This window comes from Achromobacter sp. 2789STDY5608621 (assembly GCF_001299375.1).
Classification (GTDB): Bacteria; Pseudomonadota; Gammaproteobacteria; order Burkholderiales; family Burkholderiaceae_B; genus Achromobacter; species Achromobacter insuavis.
Genome location: NZ_CYTU01000006.1, coordinates 1 through 16,479, shown reverse-complemented (window position 1 = coordinate 16,479; position 16,479 = coordinate 1). Strand labels below are relative to the sequence as shown.

Below are 16,479 nucleotides of genomic sequence, written 5' to 3'. Positions count from 1 at the left end.
ACCACGTCAGGGCGCCTCGGCCCTGTCGCATGTCCGAAGAGGTCATCAATGTCCGTAGCTGACATCAAGAAATCCGATATCGTTGCGCAGTTCCAACGCGCTCAAGGCGATACCGGCTCCCCCGAAGTTCAGGTGGCTCTGCTCACCGCCCGTATCAACGAGCTGACCGGTCACTTCAAAGAACACATGAAGGACCATCACTCGCGCCGCGGTCTGCTGCGTATGGTCAGCCGTCGCCGCAAGCTGCTCGACTATCTCAAGGGCCGCAATCCCGATTCGTACCGCGCACTGATCGAAAAACTCGGTCTGCGCAAGTGATCGACGGGGCTGGCTCCCCATGACGCAACCGTGGTCGGTGCGACGCATGTCGCGACGGCCACGGTTTTTCATTTGTAAGGAATAATCGTCATGTTCAATAAAGTGACAAAATCGTTCCAGTACGGCCAGCACACGGTCGTCCTGGAAACTGGCGAAATCGCTCGCCAGGCCTCCGGCGCCGTTGTGGTGTCGATCGAGGACACCGTCGTCCTGGCCACTGTCGTGGCCTCCAAGAAGGCCAAGCCCGGCCAGACGTTCTTCCCCCTGACCGTCGACTACATCGAGAAGACCTACGCCGCGGGCCGCATCCCCGGTGGCTTCTTCAAGCGTGAAGGCAAGCCGTCCGAGAAGGAAACGCTGACCTCGCGCCTGATCGACCGTCCCCTGCGTCCGCTGTTCCCCGAAGACTTCTACAACGAAGTCCAGGTGGTCATCCACACGCTGTCGGTCAACCCCGAAATCGATCCGGACATCGCCGCCATGATCGGCGCGTCGGCCGCCCTGGCCATCTCCGGCATCCCCTTCAACGGCCCGATCGGCGCCGCCCGCGTGGGTTACATCGATGGCCAGTACGCCATCAACCCGACCGCGTCGCAGCTGAAGTCGTCGAAGCTGGACCTGGTGGTCGCCGGTACCGAAAACGCCGTGCTGATGGTGGAATCGGAAGCCGACCAGCTGTCCGAGGAAATCATGCTGGGCGGCGTGGTCTACGGCCACGAGCAGATGCAGGCCGTCATCAACGCCATCCACGAACTGGTCAAGGACGCCGGCAAGCCCGATTGGGACTGGCAAGCGCCCGCCAAGGACGAGGCCCTGATCGCCGCCGTGACCGCGGCCGCCCAGGAAGGCCTGAACGCCGCCTACCAGATCCGTGAAAAGCAGGCCCGCACCACCAAGCTGCGCGAAGTGTCGGCTGACGTGTCGGCCAAGCTGAACGCCGCCGCCGCCGAAAAGGGCGAGCCGGCGCCGGACGCCGTCACCGTCGACAACATCATGTTCTCGCTGGAATCGGCCATCGTCCGCGGCCAGATCCTGAACGGCGAACCGCGTATCGACGGTCGCGACACCCGCACCGTGCGTCCGATCAGCGTGCGTCTGGGCGTGCTGCCCCGCGCGCACGGCAGCGCCCTGTTCACCCGTGGTGAAACCCAGGCGCTGGTCGTGGCCACGCTGGGCACCAAGCAGGACGAGCAGATCATCGACGCGCTGATGGGCGAGTACCGTGACCGCTTCATGATGCACTACAACATGCCTCCGTTCGCCACCGGCGAAACCGGTCGCATCGGCGTGCCCAAGCGCCGCGAAATCGGCCACGGCCGCCTGGCCAAGCGCTCGCTGATTCCGCTGCTGCCGGCCCCGGAAGACTTCCAGTACACCATCCGCATCGTGTCGGAAATCACCGAGTCCAACGGCTCGTCGTCGATGGCTTCGGTCTGCGGCGGCTCGCTGGCCATGATGGACGCCGGCGTGCCGGTCAAGGATCACGTGGCCGGCGTGGCCATGGGCCTGATCCTGGACGGCGGCAAGTTCGCCGTGCTGACCGACATCCTGGGTGACGAAGATCACCTGGGCGACATGGACTTCAAGGTTGCGGGCACCGAAAACGGCGTCACCGCGCTGCAGATGGACATCAAGATCCAGGGCATCACCAAGGAAATCATGCAAGTGGCGCTGGCGCAAGCCCGCGAAGGCCGCCTGCACATCCTGGGCAAGATGAAGGAAGCGCTGGACGGTTCGCGCGGCGAGCTGTCGGCTTTCGCCCCGCGCATGCTGACCATCAAGATCAACCCCGAGAAGATCCGCGACGTGATCGGCAAGGGCGGCGCCACCATCCGCGCGCTGACCGAAGAGACCGGCACCCAGATCGACATCTCCGACGACGGCACGATCGTGATCGCCAGCGTCGACGAAGCGCAGGCCAAGGAAGCCCAGCGCCGCATCGTCGAGCTGACCGCCGACGTCGAAGTGGGCCAGATCTACGACGGCTCGGTCCTGCGCCTGCTGGACTTCGGCGCCATCGTGCAAGTGCTGCCGGGCCGCGACGGCCTGCTGCACATCTCGGAAATCGCCAACTACCGCATCGCCAACATCAACGATGTGCTGAAGGTTGGCCAGCAAGTCCGCGTCAAGGTCATCGAGGCCGACGACAAGGGCCGCCTGCGCCTGTCCATCAAGGCGATCGGCGGCATCGAGCAGCAGCAAGCCGCTGCCGAAGCCGCCCCGCAAGCGGAACCGCAAGCCGAATAAGGCCTGCCTTTCCCTGCTGAAAAACGGCGCCGCGAGGCGCCGTTTTTCTTTGGCGCGGTCCCGGGCTGATTCATCTTCTTTCGTCTTCGAATCCCCCGCATCTCCCATCTTCGCGTCCCTTACGGTAAAGTCTTGCGCGTGACACGAGCGTCGGCGGCGCAAGCCGGCCAGGCGCCAGACAGGGGGATAGGGATGGATCGAGCATGAGGCGATGGCGAGCACCGGCGGCCGCGATGCTGCTGCTCGGGCCGCTGCTGGCGGGCTGCATGTCGCCGCCGGGGCCGGGCCAGGGATCGCCCAAGGGCGAGAGCATGTCGGCCGACCAGCTGGTCCAGACCGATTTCAACCGCACCGTCACGCTTGAAGTGCGCGACAACCTGGCCAGCCTCTACAGCCTGCTGGACAAGCTCTACCGCCGCAATCCGCGCGAATGGCGCAAGACCGGCGCGCCCGACCACGCGACCGCGGTGGCGCGCGCCCGCCACGCGATCGAGGTGCGCATCCCGCCGGCCGACCTGAGCGGCCTGCACGACATCCAGATCCTGGCGGTCTCGCTCGACCCCAACTACACCGGCGACCGGGTCGGCGCCTTCATCTACGGCCTGGCCGACACCATCATCGCCGCCCACAACGGCAAGACCCGCCTGTACGCCACCGACGCGCTGGACGGGCAGCGGGTCTACAATGCCGCACGGAACGTCGAGGCGGCGGCCTGGCTGCTGGCGTCGCGCCGCAACAACCGTGGCGAGCCGTTGCTGCTGGCCAATGAAATGTCGCAGCAGGCCACCAACCTCAGTTTCGAGCGCGAGTTCGGCGCCATCATCGGCCGGCTCGACCTGATCGCCAACCTGCTTGGCGAGAATTCGCGCCGTATCGGCATCAACTACGCGCAAGGCCTTTTACTCTTCAATTTCCTGCCGGTGCGCTAACGGGATTTCCATCGTGATCGATATCGCTTCCATCCAGACCGCCCGCGAAAATCTGCGCGGCCAGGTGCTCAAGACCCCGTTCACGCTGTCGCGCACGCTGTCCGACATCTTCGGCGCCGAGATCTGGCTGAAATTCGAGAACCTGCAGTTCACCGCCAGCTTCAAGGAGCGCGGCGCGCTCAACCGCATGCTGACGCTGTCTGACGAAGAGCGCCGCGCCGGCGTGATCGCCGTGTCGGCCGGCAACCACGCGCAGGGCGTGGCCTACCACGCGCAGCGCATGGGCGTGCCCGCCGTGATCGTGATGCCGCGCTTCACGCCGACCGTGAAGGTCGCCAACACGCGCCGCTTCGGCGCCGAGGTGGTGCTGGCCGGCGATACCTTCGATGACGCCAAGGCGCATGGCTACGAGCTGGCCAAGCAGCGCGGGCTCATCATGATCCATCCCTATGACGACGAAGCCGTGATCGCGGGGCAGGGCACGGTGGCGCTGGAAATGCTGGAAGACCAGCCGCAGCTGGACATGCTGGTGATCGCCATCGGCGGCGGCGGCCTGATCTCGGGCATCTCCACCGCGGCCAAGGCGCTCAAGCCCGGCATCGAGATCATCGGCGTGCAGACCGAACGTTTCCCCGCCATGTACGCCGCGGTCAAGGGCGTGTCGATGCCGCAGGGCCAGTACACCATCGCCGAAGGCATCGCGGTGAAATCGCCGGGCGGGCTGACGCAGCCCATCGTCAGCCGGCTGGTCGACGACATCGAACTGGTCAGCGAGGCCGACATCGAGCACGCCATCGTGGTGCTGCTGGAAATCGAAAAGACCGTGGTCGAAGGCGCCGGCGCGGCCGGCCTGGCGGCGCTGCTGCGCGCGCAGGAAGCGGGCAGCGAGCGGTTCAAGGGCAAGCGCATCGGCCTGGTGCTGACGGGCGGCAACATCGATCCGCTGATGCTGGGCGAGCTGATCGAGCGCGGCATGGTGCGCGCCGGCCGCCTGGCGCGCATCCGCGTCGACCTGCGCGACCTGCCGGGCGCGTTGGCCCACGCCACCAAGCTGATCGCCGATGCCCAGGCCAACATCACCGAAGTGCATCACCAGCGCGCGTTCACCTCACTGCCGGTGCGCAACGTGGAGGTCGACTTCGTGCTGCAGACGCGCGGGCCGGAGCACATCCAGGAAGTCATCGACATCCTCAACGCGGCCGGTTTCGCGGCTAGCAACCACGATCATTGAATTACGCGCCGCCCAGTCGCGGGTCCCGTCCCACCTGGTTCTTGAGCCGGTACAGCCGCTCGCGATGCAGGGTCGCGGCCAGCGGCTCGGGCTCGCGCCCCAGCGCCACGTAGTCCGCCGGGATCTGCCCGATGGCGTCGCGCATGCGGTCGGCGCCGTCCTGCCACCATTGCGCCAGCATGCGGTCCGGGTTGTACACGTCCAGGCCCTGGCGGCGCAGCTCCGAGCGGTTGAAATCCTTCAGGTTCCAGGTCAGCACCTGCACCACGGGCGTTTGCGCCAGGCCGCAGCGGGCGCGGCGCGCCAGGCCGGCGGCGATGACGTGGAAGTCCTTGGGATCGCTGTAGCGCAGGGCTGCTTCGTAGACCTGGGTGTCATGCTCGATGGCCTGCGGGAAGCGGGCGTTCATCTCGGCCCAGAACTCGGTCATCACCTCGGGCGGGATGTCCCAGATGCGGCAGGCGTTGCGGCGCCATTCCTCGCCGATGCGCTCGGTCCAGACGGGCTGGAACACGCCGGCCTCGGCCAGGCGCAGCAACAGCCGGCGCAGGATGCCGGACATAAGGACGCAGGCGTCCAGGACGATGAAGGGCGGGGTAGCGGGCAGGGTGGTCAAGATCGGGGTCAGCGCCGAGAATCGGGCAGCAGGTATAGCAGGCCCTGCGTGAAGCCGCGAGGCGCGACGGTCAGGTGGTTTTCGTTGTTCAGGATGTCGACGCGCAGCTTGAGCGACGGATAGCGGCGGGACTTCAGCGCCGCTTCCAATGCCTTCGTGTCCGACACCATGTTGTAGGTCCTGGCATAGCGGGGATCGCCCTTGCGGACTTCCTCGTATTCGCCGATATACATGTAGACCCGCGCCGGCAGATCCTTGTGGCCGGTGGCATAGGCGACCTCCCGGCCGAGCATGTAGCGCTTGTCGTACCACAGGGACGGGCTGCCCAGGATGTAGCCCGTGAACAGGCGCGGATCGCTCAGCAGGATCTCGGCGCCGAGCAGGCCGCCGTAGGAATGCCCGAGGAACAGGCGCCGTTGCTCGTCGGTGCGGTAGCGGCTGGCGATGAACGGCACGACGCCATCGCGCAGATAGGCGATATAGGCCGCGGATTCGCCGTGAATGTCGGCGGCCGGGGCGTCCTTCGTGCCGGCCGGCGTGGGCGTGTAGTCGCGCCGCCGGCTGTGCATGCCGCCGTCGCCCTTCGCATAGGAAAGACCGACCAGGATGAATTCCTCCACCGCGGGCCCTTCGCCATTCAGGCGCCGCGCGATCTGCCGCACGATCGGGAAGGCATAGTCGGCATCGGTGACGTACAGCACCGGATAGCGGCGCTGCGGTTGATCGGCGTAGGAGGGCGGCAGCGCGACGAACACCTGGTAGGCGCGACCGGAGACGGGATCGGGCACGTCCCATACCGTGCTGTCGGCCACCTCGTAGGGCTGGCCCGCGCCGCGTTGCCAGAAGGCGGGCTTGGCGGCCGGCGTGTCTTTCGCGGACGCGCCGCCCGGCCAGCAGGCCGCGGACAGCAACATCAGGGTGAACAATGCGGCAGCTCTCACGCAGGTCTCCGGATCAGGGGGGACGGCAATGGTGCCCGAGACCGGACACCACCGATTGAGGTTTTATGCGGGTTGCGAAGGGGTTTGGCGTAAAGGTGGCGTGCGCCGACCGTCTGGTGCCTGCTGGTGCCCATCGATCCAATCCAGCACTTCATCGCGATCATACAGCTTGCGCCGGCCGATTTTGAAGGCGCGGGGGAAGTCGGCCCGCTTGGATGTGCGGTCGCGGACGTGCTTGCGGTTCAGGCCCAGCATGTCGGCGATCTTGTCGATGTCGATCAGGTCTCGTTCGGTCATGGCTTTCCCATATCCGGTGCGTTGATGGGAACCGGCAACTTGATGCCGCGGGCAATGCCAGGCACCAAGTCAATGGCGCCCTTGCGGTGCAGGGCCTTCAAATGGTCCTCGGCAGCATTCGGAGATCGAAATCCAAAGGCCTCGGCAATTTCCACCCGAGAGGGGGGGATGCCGCACATTTTTATCGACATCTCGATGAAGGCCAGGATTTCGCGCTGGCGCCCCGTGAGCGGGAGCATTACCCGCTTCGGCGCCGCGGCCGGTGCTTGGTGTTGGGCTGCGTGTGCCATCACATCTCCTTCTTGTCGGTGTCGGCGCGGCGGAACTCCACGACCCAGACCCACGGGTTGCTGTTCCAGGATTCAGGGCCGTTGATCTGAGACCACAGCAGCGAGAAGCTGGCGCGCCCGTACCCCTGCCAGCTGTCTACCTCCGGTGGCGGCGGTTCATATTGATTGCCGTCCCACGTAAACGGGCAGCCTTCGGCTCTCGCGTCTTCTTCGCTGATGTCGTTCAGCCGCTCCACGCGCACGCCGGTGATTTCCAGCACCAGGCGGCAGGCCCAGCGCGGCATGTGAATGCCAGGGCGCAGCTTGCCGGGCGTGGTGACGGTGGGCGGCGTGTCGAAGCCGTGCCAAGCGCCAGCGCGGCGGCCGTCTGCTTCAAACTGCGTGGGTGCCCAAGGCGTGTTGTATCCGGCGTCGAGCGCCTTCTCTCCCACGTCGTTGGGCGAGAGGCGATCGAGGCTCGCGGCGAATCGAAACGCCTCCCGTACCCAGAGGCGGTCGCCGGGCTGGCCGTAGGGGCAGAGCAAAGCATCGCCAGTTCTGGTGTGCCATATGGCCGGCTGCTCCGGCGCCGGCGTGCCGTCCGAGAATCGCACCCCAGGTCCGCCCACGGTGGTCGGCTCCCATTGCCCCAACGGATTGGTATGTGGCAGCTTGACGACGCGCCGCGTCTGCGTCTTGTTGCCGGCCAGGATGGCGCGCACCATCGGGCCGGTGAACAGGATAGGGCGCTCACGCATCGCGTTCCCCTTGTTCGGGCTGGGTGGCCGTGCATGCATTGCGGTGATCAGCAGCGTGCGGGCAGCGCTTGTCCCCGCAGATGCTGCACAGGATCATGCGCATTTCGACGCTGTGCGGGCGGCAGGTCGCGCAGTCGCACTCATTCCGCGCGACCTGCGATCTGTCGGCGCGCTGCTGGCGGTCGGCCAGAACGGCGGCGCGGGCGAAGTAATCCAACGTTTGGTCGGTATGGCCAAGTTGGCCCGGCTGTAGGGCCAGCGCCTCGGGGAGTGGCGGCAGCACCACATCCTCTGATGCCGCTATTCCGGCATCGCGCACCGCCTCGCTGGCCTGGTGCACAGCGCACGGATGGCGCAGGGAGCCGTCACCGCTGGGGCAGGAGCATGGTTGCGCCGGCTCGGCGCTGGCCTGGGGCGCGGCGTCTGACGCAACAAATGCGCCATCAAGAAACGCCTCCGTCAGTTTTGCCGCAACCCGCAGGCAAGAATCCTTCGTTCCGGTGTATAGCGACCGGGTACCATCACCCGCGACGACCTTATAGCTGAGCTTGCCATCAGGGACTGGCCGATACCGATTCACGGCCCTCTGCTCGATATGCTCCCGCGCCTCCCCGGCTACAGGGGCGCTTGCCAGCGGTGCCCACTCCGAACAGTGGTAGTCCGCTACCAGGACGGTGTCGTTGTAATGCACGACGTTGCAGACGATGGCCGGCTTGTCGCTGTCCGGGTCTTCGTAGTGCTTCACGATACCGACCACGGGCGCACGACGCGGTCCCAGCAAGACGCGCTGACCCGCCGGCGCGGTGTCGATCGGTTGCCAGCCATCGGCTACAGGGGCGCTTGCCAGGGCGCGCCGCAAGACGTTGACGGACTCGCACGAACCGCGATCATCGCGATTGCAGCGGGCTATGAAGTCGTCCACCCAGTTCAGCGCGTCCATGACTTCGGCCGGCGCCACGGGGGCGCTTGCCAGGGCGGCGTCATGGTCGCGCATCAGGCGAGTGATGGTATAGAGCCGTCCGCCGATGCGCTCGCAGAGTCCGGCCTTGATCGTCAGCGCCGGGAATTTATCCTTGAGCCAATCGACCGCCGACACCTTGACGGCGACATACCCGCATGGGTCTACGGCCGCCCGCTCATCGGCTACAGGGGCGCGCAGCTTGGACAGCACGGCCGATTCAATGGCGATGGCCATTTCCCGGTCGTGGTTGATCGGCTCGCGCATGAACTGGCACAAGATGCGCTCGCGCTCATCGAACGACAGCACGGTTTGCGGTTCGGCCGCCTGGGCGGCGTTGTTCTGGTTGGTCATTTCATCCACCATTGAGCATAAGTTCGTGGTAGGCGGCGCCCAGCAGTTCGCGACCGCGCTTGAGGACGTTCCCCCTGGTTCCGATGAGCTTGAGGCCGATCATGATCTTCGTGAGGGTGTGGCCGCAGCTGTAACCAGCCGCCTTTTTCAGGACGCCGATTTCGATTAGCTTGCGATGGTCGGCGCCGCCGAAATTGGTGCCGAGAAACGCGATCTCCAATTCTCGGTCGCTGACAACCTTCGTTGTGTCTGCCATGCTTATTCCCCCGCGCCCTGTTGTGCTGGCTGGGCGGCAGGCCGGCGCGGATTCTTCAGCAGTTGCGCTGCCTCACGCATGGCCTTGTCGATCTCGGAGCCGTCGACGTAGCGCGTCACGCTGCGGAAGTTGAGGATGTATCCGTGCAACTCGCGCAACAGGGCCAGGGCCTTCGTCAGCTTTTCGTTGGCGTCGGCGGCCGGAAAGCGCGTGGTGCAGCTTCCCAGGCAGCGGCTGCTGTAGAAGCATTCGCCGCTGGCAACGGTGCAGGCGGCTTTGGGGATGAAGTCCTTGCGCATCACGCATCCCCCTGCCGCTGGGCGGCAATGGCGGCGTCGATTGCGGCGTCAACGTTCCGGCCGTAGCCGCTAAATCGCAGCCATATGGTTTCCTTGCCGAGGTCATGATGCTGCGCTGAGTGCCCGAAGTCGGTCTTCATTTCACGCAGCCAGCGATACCGCGCAGCATCCAGCGCATCGCCAGCAGCGGGAGCGGCGACAGGCGCATGCCTGTAGAGCGGCACGCTGTACTTGGCCTGGCGCAACGGCGTCTTGTTGCGGTATTCGTTGGTGACCGGGATATCAATGCCTGGCTCCATCCAGGCGGCCGGCGGATCTTGCTCCACCGTGGATACGGGGGGTGCGGGGGCGGCGAGCAGCGACGCGATGATGGCCGCGTTTTCTTTGGAGTCCGGGCCGGCCAGGGTCGCAATCACGGCGCCGTCATGCATCAGCATGTAGCAGGTCTTCTTCGCAACCAGCTTCCAGCCGGCGGGAATGGTGGTGGTCATGGGTCAGACTCCAGTGGCGCGCGCGGCGCCGGCTTCGAGTTCGGCCTTGATCTGGGTCTGGCGGATCAGATCCTCGGCGTCGTCGCGGTTCATGAGCGCGCCGATTCGGCGCAGGGTTGGCAGCAGCGCTTTCACGCGCTCCATCAGGGGGTGATCGATAGGCGCGCCGTTAGCCAGGCGCACGGCCATCTGGTGCAGCGCCGACACATCCAGCGTCTTGCCGTGGCGCGTCGCCCACATTTCGAAGAAGTCCGCGACGCCGTCCACCGCGCCCGCCGCCGGATAGGCGCAGCCGTCGCCGTGGCTGCGCAGGATCGCTTCGCCCTGCACCGAATCGACGGTTTCGTGGATCTCGATCTGGCGCAGCCAGTCTTCCAGCGGGCCGATGGCGTACTGCGACTTCACCAGCATCGGGATGACTGCCGGGCGCGGCCGGTACTGTTTGCGGCGGGGGTTGCGGGCGTGGGTCATGGTCAGTAGCCCCGCGACTTGTCGTTGGCCAGTTGGGCGTCCTTCAGCAGCTGCTCGTCCTTCACCATGCCGAAGAGGCGGTCGTAGTTCCAGGTGGTATCCCGGAACACGCGGCCGTCCTCGAAGTCGGCCAGGCAGTCCGACAGGTCGACCACGATGTCCTTGTCGGTGTCACTCTCGATGGTGAAGCGGTCCAGGGCGTTGCGGACCTGCCACGGGCCGCCGCTCCAGTCGCCGCGCGTGCGCTGGCCGGCGATGGCCAGGTCCAGGTACTTGTCCTTCGCGCGCAGCGCCTCCAGCACATCGGCCCACGACGACATGACGTCCAGGCCATAGCGCAGCAGGATGCCGGCCAGCTCCATGTCTTCGCGGCGCTTCGCCTCTTCGGCCTCGCGCTCGCGCTGCGCCTTGTTGCGCTCCAGCTCGGCCTGGCGTTTCGCATCCTCGGCGTATTCCTCGTACCTCTTCTTCAGGCTTTCATAGCTGGTGGTGGCGTACTCGAAGCCGTCGCTCGTCTTCGCTTCGCGGCGTAGGTCCAGCAGGTATCCGGCGTCATGGCGGATGGACTTGGGATAGCGCGAGCGGCTTTTGCGGTCAGGTTCGCTCCAACTGCTGGGCATGCCAATCTCGGCCATCATGGCCGTGACGCGCTCGTGAATGGCCTTGTTGATCTCAATCCGGGGGATGTTCAGCTCATGCGCGGCGACGTCCTTCTGGCGCGCCTCTTCCAGTTTGTTCAAGGCGTGTGCCGCGACTCGTTCGGGCGTCGGCGTGCTCCACCGGCTGTCCATGTAGCTGGCGTAGCTGGACGGGCTGTACTGGCAACTGCCCACGTAGCCAACTTTCTCCAGTTCCTGGATCTTGAGAGGTTCGGTCATGGTCTTCTCGGTATATGGAGGCCGGGCACCAGCGGCGGTCGGATGGGGGAGGGAGTCCCGCCGCCGGGCCGGCCATTGATCAGTCGTCGTTGCCACCCAGGCCCAGCGAGCCCTGCGTCTCGGCCGCCGGCGTGATCGTGATGGTGATCTCGTTGCCCAGCACCTCGTAGAGCTTCTTGACCTGCTCGCCGCTCGGGTGGCATTTCACGCGGAAGGTGGTGATCACGCTGCCGCCTTCCATCATTTCCACCGCGAATCCGTCGACGTCGGCCGTGTCCAACTCGATGTCGGAATCGCCGCCCAGGCCGAAGTCGATCAGCACCTTGGCGCCGACCAGCTCGTGCTTGAGGCGGATCTTCTCGATGAGGTCGCCGAACACGCGCACAGTGGGCTCGGGCCTGACGCCGTCGACGCTGCCCTGCGCCGGGTTTTCCTCGGCCTTGTAGAGGGCATGGCGCAGGCGCGGGTGGAACTCGGACAGCACGCCGTTGCCGGCGGTGAACTGGATCTTCAGGTCAGCGGCACCCGCCGGCTCTTCGCCGTGGCGCTCGGTGCGCACGTTGATGTGCGCCAGGGTTGCGGTTTGCTCGGTAATCGAGAACATGGGGCAGGGCTCCAGGGTGCTACGTTGGGGAAAGGGTCAGGCGGCAAGCTGCGTGAGCTGCTGGTGGAAGAGCGTGACGCGGCGCTCGAAGTCGAGCAGGTCGGCCTCCAGGGCCTCGATCGCGTCGTCGTCGCGCGTGATGCGCACGATGGTCAGCTTGCGGCCGATGGCCTCCAGGTCCGGCGCCCACAGCACCAGGTCGACCCACTGGCGGCCGAGCAGCCACATGGCGCCGTTGCACTGATCCACGTATTCGCTGATGTCGCCGGACACGACGGCGGTGAACAGGGTGTTGGACGACACCATGGTCTTGATCTCGATGATGCCGTCTTCGTCGACCAGGCCGTCCACGCTGACGCCGAACTTGCGGTCATCGGTGGTGATGAATCCCGCCTCTTCAACGAACCGGCCGGTGGCGGCCTCGTAGGCGGCACGCGCGTGCGGCTCCTGCTCGGTGCCGAATCGCATGACGCTGCTCACGAACACCTCGGCCGCCTTGCCGCCGGCACGCTCGCGGGCCACGTCCATGGCGTAGTTCAGGCAGTTCTTGGACGGCTCCTTGCTTTTCAGCCGGTCGCGGCAGTCCTTGAACCGGCTGCCGGTGATGACGCCGCGGCGCGCTTCCAGCCATTCGGGCGAGCCCTGCGGCTCCTTGTGGAAGATCAGGTCCATTTACTTTTCCTCCTGCTTGAGCATGGCCCGCTTGTCGGCGTAGGCCTTCTTGAACGCGGCGAACGCCGCAAGGTTGTTGGTGGCCTGGATGGCCTTGCAGCCGTCCTGCCAGATGGCGGCGGCGGCTTCCATGTCGTCAGCCTGGGCCAGCTTGCTGATCCACTCGTCGCGCAGGTCTTCGGCTGCGAGCGCGGCGCCGTTCCCGTCGTTGTCGTCTTTCTGTTCAGACAGGCCGGTGATCGCCTTGAGCGTGTAGCGCTCGAGGTAGGTCTTGGTGCTGGCGCGGGCCTGGATGGCGTTCTTGGCGCCGCCGTTGTCGGGAGGGCCACCCATGCTGACGCTTTCCTCGTGGCCGCCCACGTGGCGCAGGTAGCAGGTCACTTCCATCCAGTCCCTGTCGTCGCGCGTGAGCTTCCAGGACGACGAGAGGCCATGCTTGGAGAGTGCAGGCGTGACCGCATTGACGACGTCGTGCAGTTCGGCGTAGGCCTTGCCCTTCAAGGGGCCATCCGTGACGTCCTTGCCCTTGATGATCTTGACCGCCTCGGCCTTGAAGTTGGCGAACGCCTCGTCGTAAGCCTTCTTGGCCTCGGCCTTGGCCCAGCGCTCCTGCAGGTCCATCATCTTCTCGACCTGTTCCAGCGTGGCGCCTTGCTGCACGGCGGCCAGCATCATGCCCATGGGCGAATTGGCGGCCAGCGCGGGCAGGTGGCCGGGGTTCGGTTCGGGGCGGGGGGCCACTTCGCGGGCCGGGGCGTCGATGATTTCGGTCATGGCTTCCTCAGTAGGTGATGCGGATGTTGGGGATCTGGCCCTTGGCGATCAGCTTGATCGCCTGCTTGGCGCAGTCCTCGGGCATGCCGCCCTGGACGAATGCATCCAGGGCGGCGCGGTTGATGCCGGCCTTGTGCGCCAGGTCGGCCTCGCGGCGCGCGGCTTCGGCGGCCTCTGCGGCCTGTTCGTCGGCGATGCGCTGGCGCTCGGCGGCGGCGGCCTGCTCGGCAGCCTGCCGCGCACGCTGCTCAGCCTGCGCCGCAGCTTCCCGTTCGCGCGCCGCGGCGGCCTGGCGATCGAGCTCGGCCTGCTGCTCGGCGGCAATGCGGCGCTGCTCGGCCAGCTCGGCATTCAGGCGGGCGGTTTCGGCGGCGGCCAGGGCTTCCGCTTCACGGCGCGCGGCGGCGTCGCGCTCTGCCTGGGCGCGGGCCTCGGCTTCCTGCTGGGCGCGCTCGGCGGCTTCGCGGGCGATGCGCGCTTCGCGCTCCTTCTGCTCGCGCTCCGCTTCGGCAGCGCGCAGGCGCGCCAGTTCGGCCTGCTCGGCGTCATATTTCTCGCGCGCCGCCAGCGCTTGCGTCAGCGCGTCCAGGGCGCGGGCCTTGACGCGGTGCGCCTCGGCCTCGTATTCCTCCCAGGACGCATCCACGGCGCGGGCATTGACCTGTTCGATGGTCGCGCGCAGCTCGGCCGCATCCAGGTCGCGGTTCTCGTCGGCGCGCAGGCGGAACCACTCGATACCCTGCTGGTGGCGCTGCTGGCGCGCTTCCTCGGCGGCTTCCCACTCGGTGAGCGGCGCGCGCACCTCTTCGGCCAGGGCGTCCAGGGCGTCGCGCATGCGCTTGCGCTCGGCGTCAATGCGCTTGGGCACATCCTTCAGCTCGTCGACCAGTTGCTTGCCCAGGGCGTCGAGCGCGGCCTTGGACTTGCGCACCTTGAACGCCAGGCTGGCAGTGGCCTCGCGGCCCTTCTTCGTCGTCATGTCCGGCACGTGGCCCGACACCTCGGCGCGGATCTTGTCGAGCCAGGGTTCCAGGCCGGAGGGCTTCGAATACACCTCCAGCGCGGTTTCCTGGGGCGGCAGTTCAGCAAGTTCGGTCGTTTGGGTCATGTCATTCCTTGGCGGCCACAGCGGTCTTGCCGCAGCCTTCGCAGGTGGGGTAGGGGGCCGGCTCGTCCAACAGGCCGGCGAGGGAGAAAGCGACGGTCATCAGCAGCGCCATGACGATGCCTTCCCAGTGGGCGCGCAGGAGGCGGCGGATCATGCGAGTTGCTCCAGGCGCTTGAGGACGAGCGGCAGCGCCTCATCGGCAAACTGCTTGGCGTTCTCGGCGCGGGTGTGGCCGTCGGCCAGCACGGCGCAGAGGATCTGCAGCCAGACGTGTTGCTGCATGTTCATGCCGATCTCGGCGCCGTATGCGTAGGAAGCCGTGACCTGGTCGCGCGCTTGGTCGAATACGACGGACTGCGGGTAGGCGGGGGTTTTGCCGAAGTCGCTCATTGCTGCTCTCCCTTGGCCTTGGCGATGGCGGCGACCAGGGCGTCGTGGTAGGCCTGCATGACATTGGCAGTCCGGCCGTATCCGAGCCGGGTCATGATTTCCATCGCAGCGGACAGCGAACCGGCCGCTTCCTCGCCGGCCTTCAGCAGCTCGGGCGCGGCGCCTATCAGGTAGGCGTTTGCATCACCCTCCGCTTCGCTTCCTTGCTCCGCGTGTATCAGAAGAGCCCGGTCGCCCCGTTCGTCGGCAACAATGGCGACGACGTAATCGCCCATGCTGACGCCCGCTTTCGCCTTCGTTATCCGCCACTGTCCGGGCGTGTGTTTCGTTGTCATACATTTCTCCGGTGGCGCGCCATCAAGGCGTCGCCGACCAGGCCAATCAGGTACGCCGCGGCCAGGCCGCCGGCGATGAATTGAAGGAGGGAGGTCATTTAAGGCGCGCCGGCAGTTCGAACGACACATCAAGCTGGCGCTCGGGATCCTCGATGGCGTCGGCCAGGTTCTCCACGTAGTGCGCGCTGGCGTCGTCCATGAACCTGCTGAACAACTGGCCGATGCGGCCGAACGTGTCGCCGTGGGCGTAGGCCTTTGCCACCGCGTCGAACGCCGCGACCAGATCCTGGTTGCCGATGCTGTCTTCGTAGACGGCGTGGGCAATCGGCTGGCGGTTCGGCTCGGCCACGGCGTAGCGCACGACCTCGTGCAGCCCGTCGCGCAGCGCGGCGCGCACGTCGCCGGCCAGGTCCATGCGCAGTTCCTGCGCGGGCGTGGTCTTGGGTTGGGCGTAGGCCATGGTCAGTTCCTCCCTTCGCGGTCGATCAGGTCGGCCAGCTCGCCGTAGTGCGCGGCGGCGCGGGCGCGCTCCTGGCGCCGGCAGTCGGCCAGCACGCGGTAGTAGCCGGGCAGCACCGCCGCGCGGAACGCCAGCCAGTCCGACCCCATGCCGCAGGCCACACGCAGCGCGGTGCGCGCCGCCAGGCTCGCCGGCGGGCTGAACTGGTCGCCGAACCAGAACTTGCGCGCCTGGAAAACCTGGTCCTGGGCGCTGGGCCGGTTGACCGGGTTCACACGGCGGGTGATGCCGCGGTCGCGCGAGAAGTCGCGCACCATCGAGCGCAGGGCCGATAGGTTCAGGAGGTATTCCCGGCCCTGGGCACCGATGCGCGCGGCGCGGCGTTGGATGCGGTTGCGGTTCATGGTGTCTCCTGGCCCCTACCGGGGCGGGTGGGGGTTAGGCGGCTTCTTGCTGCTCGGCCGGCTTCTCGCCGCCAGGCACCGCCGGCGACATCGTCACGATCGTGTGCAGCACCGGCTTCCACTTCTGCCACCACGCCAGCGCATCGCAGGACATCCGGCTGATCTGCTCGTCGGTGAACGACCACCACGATTCCAGCGCGTGGAACTGGCAGCCGATCTGCATGTGGGTCGCGGTGTAGGTGACCGACCACGTGTCGCACTGGATGGCCTTGATCTCGCGCAGGTTGCCGCTGGCGGCCCAGATGCCGACAAGGTCGCGCAGGTTGGCATCGCCCAGGTTGGCACCGCGCAGGTTGGCATCGCCCAGGTTGGCACCGCGCAGGTTGGCACCGCGCAGGTTGGCATCGCCCAGGTTGGCA

The 16,479-nt window shown here is 66.5% G+C and carries 24 protein-coding genes and 1 pseudogene; 4 read left to right on the top strand and 21 right to left on the bottom strand.

The features are described 5' to 3' along the window. Positions 1–48 precede the first annotated feature (48 nt). The 4 genes from rpsO (at position 49) to AOZ53_RS08610 (ending at position 4,725) form a co-directional block, all read left to right on the top strand. On the top strand, positions 49–318 hold the full coding sequence (gene rpsO, locus AOZ53_RS08625; RefSeq protein WP_006223612.1) for a 30S ribosomal protein S15: 270 nt from the start codon (positions 49–51) through the stop codon (positions 316–318). A 90-nt stretch (positions 319–408) separates the two neighbouring features. Next, positions 409–2,565: a polyribonucleotide nucleotidyltransferase gene (gene pnp / locus AOZ53_RS08620; RefSeq protein ID WP_054433452.1), complete on the top strand. Its 2,157-nt coding sequence runs from the start codon at positions 409–411 to the stop codon at positions 2,563–2,565. Between the two features lie 203 nt (positions 2,566–2,768). Further along, positions 2,769–3,494 (top strand): hypothetical protein, encoded by a 726-nt coding sequence (locus AOZ53_RS08615; RefSeq protein WP_054477516.1) that lies wholly within the window; start codon positions 2,769–2,771, stop codon positions 3,492–3,494. Positions 3,495–3,507: 13 nt separating this feature from the next. Beyond that, positions 3,508–4,725: a threonine ammonia-lyase gene (locus AOZ53_RS08610; protein WP_054433450.1), complete on the top strand. Its 1,218-nt coding sequence runs from the start codon at positions 3,508–3,510 to the stop codon at positions 4,723–4,725. A gap of 1 nt (position 4,726) precedes the next feature. Here the strand turns inward: AOZ53_RS08610 and AOZ53_RS08605 are convergent, their stop codons facing one another. The 21 genes and pseudogenes from AOZ53_RS08605 to AOZ53_RS08510 all read right to left on the bottom strand — a co-directional run. Beyond that, on the bottom strand, positions 4,727–5,341 hold the full coding sequence (locus AOZ53_RS08605; RefSeq protein WP_082385572.1) for a PIN domain-containing protein: 615 nt from the start codon (positions 5,339–5,341) through the stop codon (positions 4,727–4,729). Between the two features lie 8 nt (positions 5,342–5,349). After that, on the bottom strand, positions 5,350–6,282 hold the full coding sequence (locus AOZ53_RS08600) for an alpha/beta hydrolase (RefSeq protein ID WP_231689870.1): 933 nt from the start codon (positions 6,280–6,282) through the stop codon (positions 5,350–5,352). A 63-nt stretch (positions 6,283–6,345) separates the two neighbouring features. Continuing rightward, the gene (locus AOZ53_RS08595) at positions 6,346–6,579 is read right to left on the bottom strand and encodes a helix-turn-helix transcriptional regulator (RefSeq protein ID WP_054460707.1); all 234 of its coding nucleotides are present in this window, start codon (positions 6,577–6,579) and stop codon (positions 6,346–6,348) included. Positions 6,580–6,611: 32 nt separating this feature from the next. Next, positions 6,612–6,818, bottom strand: a pseudogene (locus AOZ53_RS08590) (repressor LexA); the annotation flags it as partial. 50 nt (positions 6,819–6,868) lie between these two features. Then, positions 6,869–7,606 carry an ASCH domain-containing protein gene (locus tag AOZ53_RS08585; RefSeq protein ID WP_054487589.1) on the bottom strand — a complete coding sequence of 246 codons (738 nt, stop codon included), beginning with the start codon at positions 7,604–7,606 and terminating at the stop codon, positions 6,869–6,871. Beyond that, entirely contained in the window at positions 7,599–8,918 is a 1,320-nt protein-coding gene (locus AOZ53_RS08580) for a hypothetical protein (RefSeq protein ID WP_054487587.1), read from the bottom strand. Before AOZ53_RS08580 ends, AOZ53_RS08585 begins: the two co-directional genes overlap by 8 nt. A 1-nt stretch (position 8,919) precedes the next feature. Beyond that, on the bottom strand, positions 8,920–9,174 hold the full coding sequence (locus AOZ53_RS08575; RefSeq protein ID WP_054487585.1) for a hypothetical protein: 255 nt from the start codon (positions 9,172–9,174) through the stop codon (positions 8,920–8,922). Positions 9,175–9,176: 2 nt separating this feature from the next. Further along, positions 9,177–9,473: a hypothetical protein gene (locus AOZ53_RS08570; RefSeq protein ID WP_054487583.1), complete on the bottom strand. Its 297-nt coding sequence runs from the start codon at positions 9,471–9,473 to the stop codon at positions 9,177–9,179. Continuing rightward, a complete protein-coding gene (locus tag AOZ53_RS08565; RefSeq protein ID WP_054487581.1) occupies positions 9,473–9,964 on the bottom strand; it encodes a hypothetical protein in 492 nt (163 codons plus the stop codon). The genes AOZ53_RS08570 and AOZ53_RS08565 overlap by 1 nt, the downstream gene beginning before the upstream one ends. A 3-nt stretch (positions 9,965–9,967) precedes the next feature. After that, a complete protein-coding gene (locus AOZ53_RS08560) occupies positions 9,968–10,435 on the bottom strand; it encodes a hypothetical protein (RefSeq protein WP_156333326.1) in 468 nt (155 codons plus the stop codon). A 2-nt stretch (positions 10,436–10,437) separates the two neighbouring features. Further along, a complete protein-coding gene (locus AOZ53_RS08555) occupies positions 10,438–11,313 on the bottom strand; it encodes a hypothetical protein (protein WP_054487576.1) in 876 nt (291 codons plus the stop codon). A gap of 79 nt (positions 11,314–11,392) precedes the next feature. Continuing rightward, positions 11,393–11,917 (bottom strand): hypothetical protein, encoded by a 525-nt coding sequence (locus AOZ53_RS08550; protein WP_054487574.1) that lies wholly within the window; start codon positions 11,915–11,917, stop codon positions 11,393–11,395. Positions 11,918–11,953: 36 nt separating this feature from the next. Beyond that, the gene (locus AOZ53_RS08545) at positions 11,954–12,589 is read right to left on the bottom strand and encodes a lambda exonuclease family protein (RefSeq protein WP_054487572.1); all 636 of its coding nucleotides are present in this window, start codon (positions 12,587–12,589) and stop codon (positions 11,954–11,956) included. After that, on the bottom strand, positions 12,590–13,363 hold the full coding sequence (locus tag AOZ53_RS08540; protein ID WP_082385571.1) for an ERF family protein: 774 nt from the start codon (positions 13,361–13,363) through the stop codon (positions 12,590–12,592). It lies immediately after the preceding gene. A gap of 7 nt (positions 13,364–13,370) precedes the next feature. Further along, the gene (locus AOZ53_RS08535; RefSeq protein ID WP_054487570.1) at positions 13,371–14,471 is read right to left on the bottom strand and encodes a hypothetical protein; all 1,101 of its coding nucleotides are present in this window, start codon (positions 14,469–14,471) and stop codon (positions 13,371–13,373) included. 1 nt (position 14,472) lies between these two features. Beyond that, positions 14,473–14,625, bottom strand: coding sequence for a hypothetical protein (locus tag AOZ53_RS34130; RefSeq protein ID WP_156333325.1), 153 nt, complete (start codon positions 14,623–14,625; stop codon positions 14,473–14,475). After that, positions 14,622–14,861: a hypothetical protein gene (locus AOZ53_RS08530; RefSeq protein WP_054487568.1), complete on the bottom strand. Its 240-nt coding sequence runs from the start codon at positions 14,859–14,861 to the stop codon at positions 14,622–14,624. The genes AOZ53_RS34130 and AOZ53_RS08530 overlap by 4 nt, the downstream gene beginning before the upstream one ends. After that, positions 14,858–15,196 carry a hypothetical protein gene (locus AOZ53_RS08525; protein ID WP_054487566.1) on the bottom strand — a complete coding sequence of 113 codons (339 nt, stop codon included), beginning with the start codon at positions 15,194–15,196 and terminating at the stop codon, positions 14,858–14,860. Before AOZ53_RS08525 ends, AOZ53_RS08530 begins: the two co-directional genes overlap by 4 nt. A 94-nt stretch (positions 15,197–15,290) precedes the next feature. Further along, positions 15,291–15,656 carry a hypothetical protein gene (locus AOZ53_RS08520; protein ID WP_054487564.1) on the bottom strand — a complete coding sequence of 122 codons (366 nt, stop codon included), beginning with the start codon at positions 15,654–15,656 and terminating at the stop codon, positions 15,291–15,293. A gap of 2 nt (positions 15,657–15,658) precedes the next feature. Continuing rightward, positions 15,659–16,060 (bottom strand): hypothetical protein, encoded by a 402-nt coding sequence (locus tag AOZ53_RS08515; protein ID WP_054487562.1) that lies wholly within the window; start codon positions 16,058–16,060, stop codon positions 15,659–15,661. 34 nt (positions 16,061–16,094) lie between these two features. Continuing rightward, on the bottom strand, positions 16,095–16,479 hold a 385-nt coding region (locus AOZ53_RS08510; protein ID WP_197286469.1), incomplete at its 5' end, for a pentapeptide repeat-containing protein.

What these genes read in the sequence shown, in the direction of transcription:
- rpsO (WP_006223612.1), top strand. Translation starts at nt 49, where the DNA reads ATGTCCGTAGCTGACATCAAGAAATCCGATATCGTTGCGCAGTTCCAA.
- pnp (WP_054433452.1), top strand. Translation starts at nt 409, where the DNA reads ATGTTCAATAAAGTGACAAAATCGTTCCAGTACGGCCAGCACACGGTC.
- AOZ53_RS08615 (WP_054477516.1), top strand. Translation starts at nt 2,769, where the DNA reads ATGAGGCGATGGCGAGCACCGGCGGCCGCGATGCTGCTGCTCGGGCCG.
- AOZ53_RS08595 (WP_054460707.1), bottom strand. Translation starts at nt 6,579, where the DNA reads ATGACCGAACGAGACCTGATCGACATCGACAAGATCGCCGACATGCTG.
- AOZ53_RS08585 (WP_054487589.1), bottom strand. Translation starts at nt 7,606, where the DNA reads ATGCGTGAGCGCCCTATCCTGTTCACCGGCCCGATGGTGCGCGCCATC.
- AOZ53_RS08580 (WP_054487587.1), bottom strand. Translation starts at nt 8,918, where the DNA reads ATGACCAACCAGAACAACGCCGCCCAGGCGGCCGAACCGCAAACCGTG.
- AOZ53_RS08575 (WP_054487585.1), bottom strand. Translation starts at nt 9,174, where the DNA reads ATGGCAGACACAACGAAGGTTGTCAGCGACCGAGAATTGGAGATCGCG.
- AOZ53_RS08570 (WP_054487583.1), bottom strand. Translation starts at nt 9,473, where the DNA reads ATGCGCAAGGACTTCATCCCCAAAGCCGCCTGCACCGTTGCCAGCGGC.
- AOZ53_RS08565 (WP_054487581.1), bottom strand. Translation starts at nt 9,964, where the DNA reads ATGACCACCACCATTCCCGCCGGCTGGAAGCTGGTTGCGAAGAAGACC.
- AOZ53_RS08560 (WP_156333326.1), bottom strand. Translation starts at nt 10,435, where the DNA reads ATGACCCACGCCCGCAACCCCCGCCGCAAACAGTACCGGCCGCGCCCG.
- AOZ53_RS08555 (WP_054487576.1), bottom strand. Translation starts at nt 11,313, where the DNA reads ATGACCGAACCTCTCAAGATCCAGGAACTGGAGAAAGTTGGCTACGTG.
- AOZ53_RS08550 (WP_054487574.1), bottom strand. Translation starts at nt 11,917, where the DNA reads ATGTTCTCGATTACCGAGCAAACCGCAACCCTGGCGCACATCAACGTG.
- AOZ53_RS08545 (WP_054487572.1), bottom strand. Translation starts at nt 12,589, where the DNA reads ATGGACCTGATCTTCCACAAGGAGCCGCAGGGCTCGCCCGAATGGCTG.
- AOZ53_RS08540 (WP_082385571.1), bottom strand. Translation starts at nt 13,363, where the DNA reads ATGACCGAAATCATCGACGCCCCGGCCCGCGAAGTGGCCCCCCGCCCC.
- AOZ53_RS08535 (WP_054487570.1), bottom strand. Translation starts at nt 14,471, where the DNA reads ATGACCCAAACGACCGAACTTGCTGAACTGCCGCCCCAGGAAACCGCG.
- AOZ53_RS34130 (WP_156333325.1), bottom strand. Translation starts at nt 14,625, where the DNA reads ATGATCCGCCGCCTCCTGCGCGCCCACTGGGAAGGCATCGTCATGGCG.
- AOZ53_RS08530 (WP_054487568.1), bottom strand. Translation starts at nt 14,861, where the DNA reads ATGAGCGACTTCGGCAAAACCCCCGCCTACCCGCAGTCCGTCGTATTC.
- AOZ53_RS08525 (WP_054487566.1), bottom strand. Translation starts at nt 15,196, where the DNA reads ATGACAACGAAACACACGCCCGGACAGTGGCGGATAACGAAGGCGAAA.
- AOZ53_RS08520 (WP_054487564.1), bottom strand. Translation starts at nt 15,656, where the DNA reads ATGGCCTACGCCCAACCCAAGACCACGCCCGCGCAGGAACTGCGCATG.
- AOZ53_RS08515 (WP_054487562.1), bottom strand. Translation starts at nt 16,060, where the DNA reads ATGAACCGCAACCGCATCCAACGCCGCGCCGCGCGCATCGGTGCCCAG.